At 74.8% G+C, this 9,659-nt stretch carries 5 protein-coding genes; 3 read left to right on the top strand and 2 right to left on the bottom strand.

The window, feature by feature from the left end; translation table 11 throughout:
* Positions 1-218 precede the first annotated feature (218 nt).
* The gene (locus BM142_RS20200) at positions 219-1,991 is read left to right on the top strand and encodes a PP2C family protein-serine/threonine phosphatase (protein WP_139228964.1); all 1,773 of its coding nucleotides are present in this window, start codon (positions 219-221) and stop codon (positions 1,989-1,991) included.
* A gap of 53 nt (positions 1,992-2,044) precedes the next feature.
* Here BM142_RS20200 and BM142_RS20205 read toward each other — a convergent pair whose 3' ends face one another.
* Together BM142_RS20205 and BM142_RS20210 are read right to left on the bottom strand one after the other, a co-directional pair.
* Positions 2,045-3,238, bottom strand: a complete 1,194-nt coding sequence (locus BM142_RS20205) for an ATP-binding protein (RefSeq protein WP_092202643.1) — start codon at positions 3,236-3,238, stop codon at positions 2,045-2,047.
* A 54-nt stretch (positions 3,239-3,292) separates the two neighbouring features.
* Positions 3,293-3,760, bottom strand: coding sequence for a hypothetical protein (locus BM142_RS20210; RefSeq protein WP_092202621.1), 468 nt, complete (start codon positions 3,758-3,760; stop codon positions 3,293-3,295).
* A 114-nt stretch (positions 3,761-3,874) separates the two neighbouring features.
* On the opposite strand from BM142_RS20210, the gene BM142_RS20215 reads away from it, so the two are divergent.
* A complete protein-coding gene (locus BM142_RS20215; protein WP_092202645.1) occupies positions 3,875-4,246 on the top strand; it encodes a phage holin family protein in 372 nt (123 codons plus the stop codon).
* Between the two features lie 119 nt (positions 4,247-4,365).
* Positions 4,366-9,345 (top strand): NAD-glutamate dehydrogenase, encoded by a 4,980-nt coding sequence (locus BM142_RS20220; RefSeq protein WP_092202623.1) that lies wholly within the window; start codon positions 4,366-4,368, stop codon positions 9,343-9,345.
* Positions 9,346-9,659: the final 314 nt, after the last annotated feature.

Here is a 9,659-nt window from a genome sequence, read left to right on the forward strand (position 1 = left end):
GCCCCCTGATCGTCCCCGGTCGGAGGCCCCGCTGCTGGAGCGTCCGGACCGGACCGCGACGGTCGAGGACGAGTGCGATTGTGTCGGTACCCCCGGTGGCTGCCAAGGAGGCGCGGAGCGCCCGCTCGGGTCTCCCGGCACCCCGGATCGGGTGAGCCGCGGACCCGGGATCAGGCGACCGGACGGCGGTGACCGCCCGATGGGGCAGAGTGATCGGCATGATCCCGAGCGCGGCGGTGCCCCCGCCCGGCGACCTGCTCCTGCAGGCCGTCGAGGGCATGGACCGCCCGTTGTTCGTGCTGGACGAGGACTGGCGTTTCGCCTACATCAACCCCGCCGGCGCCAGGGTGCTGGACCGCACGGTCCACGGGCTCCTCGGCCGCCACGTCTGGGACGAGTTCCCCGAGGCCCTCGGCAGCCCGTTCGAGCAGCTCTACCGGGAGGTCCGCGACACCGGGACGACGGCGGGGACCGAGGCCTGGTTCGGGCCGCTCGGGAAGTGGTTCCGCGCCGACGCCTTCCTCACCGACGCCGGTCTGGTCGTCACCTACGACGACGTCACCGAGCGCCGGCGCATCGAGGAGGAGCGCGCCGCGGCCGTGCGGTCCCGCGAGCTCGCCGCGAACGAGGCAGCCCGCGCGGCGGCCGATGCGGAGCGGGCCGGGCGGCACCTGATGCTGCTGGGCGACATCAACCTGGCGATGACCTCCACGCTGGACGTCGACGAGGCAGTGGACCGCGTCGCCCACCTCGTCGTCCCGCTCCTGGCGGACTGGTGCCTGGTCAGCGTGGTGGATCCGGACGGCACCCGGCGCGACGTCGGGCGGGCGCACGGCGATCCGGCGCAGGCGGAGGCGATGCACCGGTACGCCGACGCCCGGGTCGCGACGAACCTGGCCGGGGCACCGGTGCCCACCGCGCTGCGCAGCAGCCGGCCGGTGATCATCCCGCAGCTCACCGACGCGCACATCGAGGCGATGGTCGCCGTCCCCGCGGCGCGCGAGGCACTGCGGCCGCTGCGCCCGGCCGCGGTGGCGACCTTCCCGCTCGTCGCCCGGGGGGAGACCTTCGGCGCCATCACCCTCGTGAACGGTCCCGGCCGGGGAGCCCACACCGCCGACGAGCTGCGCACGGCCGAGATCGCCTCCCGGCGCGCCGCCCTCGCCCTGGACAACGCCCGCCTCGCCCTGGCCAACCAGCAGGTCGCCGAGCGGCTGCAACTGAGCCTGCTGTCCCCGCCGGTCCAGCCGGACACCCTGGAGCTCGCCGTCCGGTACCGGCCGGCCACCCGCGGCGTGTCGATCGGCGGTGACTGGTACGACGCCTTCCTCCAGCCCGACGGTGACACGGTGCTGGTGATCGGCGACGTGATGGGGCACGACATCGAGGCCGCCGCGGCCATGGGCCAGGTCAAGACGCTGGTTCGGGGCATCGCCTTCGACCGGCTCGAGGACCCGGCCGGCGTGCTGCGCCGGGTCGACCACGCGCTGGTCGGCCTCGCGGTGCCCGCGATGGCGACCGCGCTCGTCTGCCGGATCGAACAGGGGGAGCAGGAGCGGTCGGCCGGGCTGCGGAGGCTGCGCTGGTCGACCGCCGGCCACCCCGAACCGATGCTGCTGCTCGCCGACGGGACCGTGCGCGACCTCGCCGCCGTAGTAGGCCCGCCGCTCGGCATCGGCTGGCTGGGACCGCGGTCCGACGGCGTCGCGGAGCTGCCCGAGGGCAGCACCCTGCTGCTGTTCACCGACGGGTTGTTCGAGCGGCGGGGGGTGCTGCTCGACGAGGGGCGCGACCGGTTGCGCGCAGCCGTCGGCGACGCGGCCGGCCTGCCGCTGGACCGGCTGTGCGACCGGGTGCTGGGGGAGATGCTCGGCGACGGCGTCGAGGACGACGTCGCCGTGCTCGCCGTCCGGGCCCACCCGGTGCACGCCGACCGGCCGGCCGAGGCCGGCCCGGAGATCCTCCCGCCGGTGGTGCCCCACCCCGCTTGACGGCCCCGTCCAGAGGCTCGCCGCCAGCACGGTGAGGAGGACGGGGTCCTTGTTCAGTCGGGGTGGCGCAGCAGGTAGCGGCCGAAGTGCGGCACGGTGAAGGCGATCTGCCCGCGCTCGGCCGAGTAGACCAGGCCCTTCTTGATCAGCGAGTCGCGCGCGGGGGAGAGGGAGGCGGGCTTGCGGCCCAGGGAGACGGCGACCTCGGACGTCGCCACGGCCGCCCCGTGCGGCCCGCCGAGCTCGGCCATCGCGTGCATGTACTCGCGCTCCGCCGGGGTGGCCCGGTCGTAGCGGGAGCCGAAGAAGCCCACTGCCAGCTCCGCCTCGGCGACCGGCGCGGCCATCGCGACGTCGGCGGCGGTGATGGGGGAGGAGGCCGCGACGTCCCAGGTGACCTTGCCGTAGGCCTGGACGAAGTAGGGGTAGCCGTCGGCGGCGTCGTAGAGGGCGTCCAGCGCGTCCTGCTCGAACTCGACGTCCTCCCGCTCGGCCGGGGCGATCAGCGCCCGGTCGGCGGCCGCGCGCTCCAGCCGGTCGATCCGCAGGTAGCGGAACAGCCGCTCGGAGTAGCTCTTCGACGCGGACAGGACGGCGGGCAGGTGGGGGAGCCCGGCGCCGACGACGATCAGCGGCGCCCCCTGCTGGGACAGCTCGTGGCAGGCCGCGCAGATGGCGGAGACGTCGTCGGGTTGCACGTCCTGCATCTCGTCGATGAACAGCGCGATCCCGCTGCCGATGTCGGCGGCGACGCCCGCGGCGTCGCTGAGCAGCTCGACCAGGTCGATCTCCATGTCGCCGGAGTCGGCGCGCCCGGTCGCGGCGGGGACGTCGATGCCGGGCTGCCAGCGGTCCCGGACCTTGGCGTCCACCGGACTCACCCGCTGGGCGAACGCCTTCACCACGCCGAGCACCTCGGCCACCGACTCCTGGTCGCCGTGGCGGGGGCCCAGCTCGCGCAGCGCCATGTGCAGCGCGGAGGACACCGGCCGGCGCAGCGACTGCTCGGGACGCGCCTCGATCTTGCCGGTGCCCCAGCCGCGCGAGATCGCGGCCGAGCGCAGCTGGTTGAGCAGCACGGTCTTGCCGACGCCGCGGAGACCGGTGAGCACCAGCGAGCGCTCGGGCCGGCCGTGCGCGATCCGCTCCAGGACGACGTCGAACGCGGACAGCTCGGCGTCCCGGCCGGCCAGCTCGGGCGGGCGCTGGCCGGCGCCGGGGGCGTAGGGGTTCCGCACGGGATCCATGTCGAGCACCGTATGGCGTTCTCTAGCCGGAGCCGTAGAGATCGGTAGAACGACCTAGCGCGTGTCGCGCGTGACCGGAGTGGCGGGTGGGGGCCGGCCGTCGAGCCAGCCGCGGACCGCCCCGGCCTGCCGCTCGAGGGTCGCGGACGACGGGCCCAGGAAGGGGACCTCGGTCACGTCGAGGCGGTGGCGGGTGCCGTCGTCGAGCACCAGCCACACGGCCCAGCCCCGGCCGGCCCGGTCGACCTCCACCCCCAGGAGGTCCGGCCGGAGGAAGGTGCGGGTGGACCACGTGTTGCGCACCGTGAGCCGGCCGTCCGCCGTCCCGATGACGCTCGTGACCAGCAGCCGGCCCACGACGACCGCCACCGCGAGCGCGATCAGGCCCCCCACGACCAGGAACCCGCTGCCGCGTTCCTGGACGACGAACACCGACAGCCAGGCGAGGAGGACCACCGGGCCCACCAGGCGCACCCAGCGCGGCGGCCGGATGACCAGCACGGGCCCGCCGGTCGCCACCACGCCGGGATTCTGTGCCGTCGAGGAGCGTCTGCCAACCTCTAGCGCTGGACCTAGACACCGGGAGACGGGGCGAGATCCCCCAGCCGGGGAGATCGCGCCGCTAGCGTGGGGACCGTGATCAAGTTCCTGCTCAAGGTGGTCCTCCTCGGGGCGGTCTTCTACGGGCTGACCTACTTCGACGTCCTGTCCGGCCTCGAGGTGATCCCGAACCCGGACGGGCCGCTGGGCGAGTACGGCACCTACCTGTGGATCGGGCTGATCTTCGGGGTGGTGAACGCCATCGTCGGCCCGATCCTGCGGCTGCTGTCGCTGCCGTTCGTGCTGCTCACCCTCGGGCTGTTCCTGCTGGTCGTGAACGCCGCCCTGCTGGCGCTGACGGCCGGGCTCACCGACCGGCTCACGATCGACGGGTTCGGCACCGCGGTCATCGGCGGCCTCATCCTCGCCGTCGCCGGCTGGGTGGCCGACCAGCTGCTCGACCGCTGAAGACACCCCACCCTCCGCAGGGTCGGGGCGGGACTCCGGACGGGGCCCCGGCCACGGGTCGGTAACGCCGCCCCGCGCCACCAGGAGAAGTGGCGGAGATCGCAGTAGCGTGGCCTGACATGGCCAGCACCACCGTCGCACCGACGACGTCGGTCGACGGACCGGACGGCGGGTCCTCGTCCGGCTCCCGGACCGAGCTCGCCGCGCTCGAGGCCGCCCGTGCCGAGAAGCACCGGCTCCTCGACCGGGCGGCCGAGGCGGCGGTGGCCACGGACCGCCGGCTGCCCACCGGGTGCACGTCCGACGACGTGCCGGCGCTGCTGCAGCGCTACTACTGGAGCGAGCCCGCCGCCGAGGTCCTCGGTCACGATCCCGCCGAGCTCGCCGAGCTCGCGCTGGGGCACCTCCGGCTCGCCGAGGTCCGCCCGCCGGGGTCGGTCACGGTGGACCTGCACGCGCTGCCCGACGGGCGGGCGGTGGTCCGGCTGGTCACCGACGACATGCCCTACCTGGTCGACTCGGTGACGGCCGAGGTCGTGCGGCAGGGCTTCGCGCTGGCGCACATCGTGCACCCGGTGGTGGTGGTCCGCCGCGACGTCCGTGGCCAGATCCTGGCGTTCTGCGACAGCACCAGCGCCGAGGGGTGCGGCGCCGACGCCCTGCCCGAGTCCTGGATGGCCGTGGTGCTCACCGGGCCGCTGGACGAGGAGGCCGGCACCGACCTCGTCAACGGGCTGCGCACCGTGCTGGACGACGTCCGGGCGGTCGACGAGGACGCCGAGCGGCTGCGGAACCGGCTGGTCGAGCTGGCCGGCCGGCTCGACCAGCTCGTGGGCGGCACCGCCCCTCCGGGCGCCGACGCCGATCCCGCGGACGACCCCGCCGAGGCCGCCGCGCTCCTGCGCTGGCTGGCCGACGGCAACTTCGTCCTGCTCGGGGCCCGCGAGGTCCAGCAGACGACGGGTCGGGCCACGCCGTCGGCCGCCGTCGTCCCGGGCACCGGTCTGGGGGTGCTGCGCAGCGACACCGACATGAACGAGCCCACGGTCCGGCTGCCCGAGGCAGTGCGCACCCCGCAGCAGCGGCTGCTGACCGTGACCAAGGCCGACACCCGGTCGCCGGTCCACCGGCGGGCGTGGCTGGACCTGGTCGCGGTCAGCCTGCCCCCCGACCGCGACGGGCGGGCGCGCCAGTGCCGGTTCGTCGGGCTGTTCCCGTCCACGGCCTACACGAGCAGCGTGCTCGACGTGCCGCTGGTGCGCCGCCGGGCGGCCGAGGTGGTGGCACGGTCGGGCGTGCCGGCCGACAGCCACACCGGCAAGGAGCTGCTGGAGGTCCTCGAGACCTACCCCCGCGACGAGCTGCTCCAGGTGAGCACCGACGAGCTGCTGCCCGTGGCGACCGCCGTCCTGCACCTGCAGGAGCGCCGGCAGACCCGGCTGTTCCTCCGCCAGGACCCGACCGGCCGGTTCTGGTCGGCGCTGGTGTACCTGCCGCGGGACCGGTACACCACCGAGGTCCGGCTGGCCATGCAGCAGGTGCTGCTCGAGCGGCTCGGCGGGGCCAGCATCGAGTACACGGCGCGGTCGACGGAGTCCGTCCTGGCCCGGCTGCACTTCGTCGTCCGCGTGCCCCAGGGCCGGCGCGGGTCCTCCCCGAAGCCGATGACCGTCGACGTCGAGGCGCTGCAGACCGAGCTGGCCGCCGCCGCCCGCAGCTGGGCCGACGAGCTCTCCGACGCCCTGCACGCCCGGCACGGGGTCGATGCCGAGAAGGTGTTCTCCCGCGTCGCCGACGCCTTCCCCGCCGGGTACCAGCAGGACTTCTCCGCCGAGCAGGCCGTCGACGACCTGGCCCGGCTCGACGGCCTCGCCGAGGGCCAGATCTCCATGCGGCTCTGGACGCAGAAGGGCGCGGCGGCGGGGGAGCGGCGGCTGACCGTCTACCGCGTGGGGCAGCGGCTGCTCCTGTCGGAGGTGCTGCCGGTCCTGCAGAACATGGGTGTCGACGTCGTCGACGAACGGCCCTACGAGATCGACCGGATCGGTGCCCCGCCCACCTGGATCTACGACTTCGGCGTCGCGGTGCCGACCGGGGAGCTGCCCCTGCTGCGCTCCCTGCCGGAGCGGTTCACCGAGGCGGTCGGCGCCATCTGGCGCGGCGAGGCCGAGGACGACGGGCTCGGCGCGCTGGTGCTCCTGGCCGGGCTGAACTGGCGGCAGGTCACCGTCGTCCGGGCCTACGTGCAGTGGCTGCGGCAGGCCGGGCTGCCGTTCGGGCAGACCTACGTGCAGCAGACGCTGGCCGCCCACCCCGACGTCGTGGCCCGCCTGGTGCTGCTGTTCGAGACCCGCTTCTCGCCGGGCCGGGTCACCGGCCGGGCGAAGCGCCAGGAGGAGCTGGTCGAGTCGCTGCGGGCCTCGATCGGCGAGGTGGCCTCGCTCGACGCCGACCGGGTGCTCAGCTCGCTGCTCGCCGCGGTCACCGCCACCCAGCGCACCACCTACTACGCGGGCGGCCCCCTGGCCCTGAAGCTCGACCCGCACGCCGTCCCCGACCTGCCCGAGCCGAGGCCGGCCCGCGAGGTGTGGGTCAGCTCGCCGCGGGTGATGGGCGTCCACCTGCGATTCGGCGCCGTCGCCCGCGGGGGTCTGCGCTGGTCCGACCGCCGGGAGGACCTGCGCACCGAGGTGCTGGGCCTGGTCAAGGCGCAGATGGTGAAGAACACCGTCATCGTGCCGACCGGCGCCAAGGGCGGCTTCGTGGTCAAGCAGCCGCTGCCGGAGGGCTCGCCCCGCGAGGCCGTGACCGCCCAGGGGCAGGCCTGCTACCGGGAGTTCATCGGTGCGCTGCTCACCCTGACCGACAACCTCGTGGGCGGCGAGGTGGTCGCCCCGGAGAAGGTGGTCCGCCACGACGGCGACGACACCTACCTCGTGGTCGCGGCGGACAAGGGGACGGCGACCTTCTCCGACCTCGCCAACAGCGTGGCGATCGAGCGCGGGTTCTGGCTGGGCGACGCCTTCGCCTCCGGCGGCTCGGTCGGCTACGACCACAAGGCCATGGGCATCACCGCCCGCGGGGCCTGGGAGTCGGTGACCCGGCACTTCCGCGAGCTCGACGTCGACGTCCAGAAGCAGGACTTCACGGTGGTGGGCGTCGGCGACATGTCCGGCGACGTCTTCGGCAACGGCATGCTGCTGTCGGAGCACATCCGGCTGGTGGCCGCCTTCGACCACCGCCACGTCTTCGTCGACCCGACCCCCGACGCGGCGGCGTCGTTCGCCGAGCGCCGGCGGCTGTTCGGGCTGCAGCGCTCGTCGTGGGCGGACTACAACCGGTCGCGGATCAGCGCCGGCGGCGGCGTGTGGCCGCGGACGGCGAAGGCGATCCCGATCTCCGAGCCGATGCGGGTCGCGCTCGGCATCGCCGACGGCGTCGAGGCGCTCTCCCCCGTCGAGCTGATCCGGGCCATCCTCCTGGCCCCGGTGGACCTGCTGTTCAACGGCGGCATCGGCACCTACGTGAAGGCGTCGAGCGAGAGCGCCCTCGACGTGGGGGACAAGGCCAACGACGCCGTGCGGGTCGACGGCGAGCAGCTGCGCGTCCGGGTGGTCGGCGAGGGCGGCAACCTCGGGCTGACCCAGCGCGGCCGGGTCGAGTACGCGCTGACCGGTGGCCGGGTGAACACCGACGCCATCGACAACTCCGCGGGTGTGGACACCTCCGACCACGAGGTCAACATCAAGATCGCGCTGAACCGGGTGGTGGACGACGGCGGGATCGACGCCGCCGGGCGGGCCGCGCTGCTGGGCGAGATGGCCGACGAGGTCGCCGCCGCCGTGCTCGCCGACAACCACGACCAGAACGCCGTCCTCGCCGTGGAGGTCACCTCGGCACGGAGCCTGCTGGACGCGCACGAGCGGTTCCTCCGCGCGCTGGAGCGGTCGGGGCGGCTGGTCCGCAGCGTCGAGGCCCTGCCGGACGACCGGGCGCTGACCGAGCGGCGGCGGGACGGGCACGCGCTCACCGGCCCCGAGCTGTCGGTCCTGCTCGCCTACGCCAAGCTCGAGACCGGCGGGGTGGTGCTGCAGACCGACCTGCCCGACGACCCTGCGCTCGAGGACCTGCTGACCGGCTACTTCCCGACCCGGCTGCGGGAGCGCTTCCCGGCCGCGATCACCGGCCACCCGCTGCGCCGGGAGATCGTCGGGACGGCGCTGACCAACCGCGCGGTCAACATCGCCGGGGTCACCGGGTTGTTCCGGCTCTCCCAGGAGACCGGCATGCCGCTGGACCGGGTCGTCCGGGCGCACGTCGTGGCCCGGGCGGTGTTCGACGTCGACCGGCAGTGGGACGCGGTGGGCGCGCTGGACAACCACGTCTCGGCCGCGACGCAGGTGGAGCTGCGCACCGAGGTCACCCGCCTGGCCGAGCGGACGGCGCGGTGGCTGCTGCGGCAGCCCGACCTCGTCGCCGACCCGCCGCCCCCGGTCGCCACGGTGCGGGACCGGTTCGTCTCCTCCGTCGCCGCGGTGCGGGCCGCGCTGCCGCACTGGCTGCTCGGCGCGGAGGCCGACGCCTACGCGTCCCGCGTCGCCCGGCTGCAGGAGGCCGGGGTGCCGCCCGGGCCGGCCGCCGAGGCCGCCGCGGCCCCGCTGCTGCCTGCCGCCCTCGACCTGGCCGTCGTCACCGAGCGGACCGGGGCCCCGGTGGCCCTCGCCGGGCCGGTCATGCAGTGCCTGTCCGAGCGGCTGGGGCTGGTGCCGCTGCGCGAGCTGGTCCTGGCCCTGCCGCGCGACCGCCGCTGGCCGTCCATGGCGCGGGCGTCGCTGCGCGACGACCTGGCCGCCGAGACCGCCTCGCTGACCGAAGACGTCCTCAGCGGCCGCGGCGCGGACGACGACGATCCGCAGGAACTGGTGGGCGCATGGGCCACCGGCTGGGACGCGACCCAGGCCCGCTCGGCGGCGCAGCTGGCCGACATCGTCTCCGGCGACCGGCACGAGCTCGCCGAGCTGCTGGTCGCCGTCCGGACCCTGCGGGGCCTGCGCAAGCGCCGCCAGGCCCGCCGCCTCCCCCGCCCCGCCCAGAAGTAGCCGCGTCGCGCCCCACCCGGCCGCCGGCCGCAGCTCCGGGTCGCCGACCCGGCGCTGCAGCACGAGGTCGGCGACCCGAGGGCGAGGCTGCAGGTGTCGATGAGGCCCTCTACGGACATCTAGTGGCTCCGCTAGAGAAGCGCAGACCAGTGTCCCGACCGGGACGACATTCGCCGGAGCGGGCGGCCTGGCCGGAGCGTCCACACCCCGCCGGCCCCCCGGGGTCAAGTCCGCTGGCGTGGTGTGTGACGGCTGGCGCGTGATCTTCGTGATTCGTTAGGCGCTGAGCGCCGGAATAGTCACCTCCTCAGCGG

This window comes from Blastococcus tunisiensis (genome assembly GCF_900112815.1).
GTDB lineage: Bacteria > Actinomycetota > Actinomycetes > Mycobacteriales > Geodermatophilaceae > Blastococcus_B > Blastococcus_B tunisiensis.

Excerpts from the sequence above, each read along its gene's own strand:
- BM142_RS20205 (WP_092202643.1), bottom strand. The coding sequence starts at position 3,238 with ATGGATCCCGTGCGGAACCCCTACGCCCCCGGCGCCGGCCAGCGCCCG.
- BM142_RS20220 (WP_092202623.1), top strand. The coding sequence starts at position 4,366 with ATGGCCAGCACCACCGTCGCACCGACGACGTCGGTCGACGGACCGGAC.
- BM142_RS20200 (WP_139228964.1), top strand. The coding sequence starts at position 219 with ATGATCCCGAGCGCGGCGGTGCCCCCGCCCGGCGACCTGCTCCTGCAG.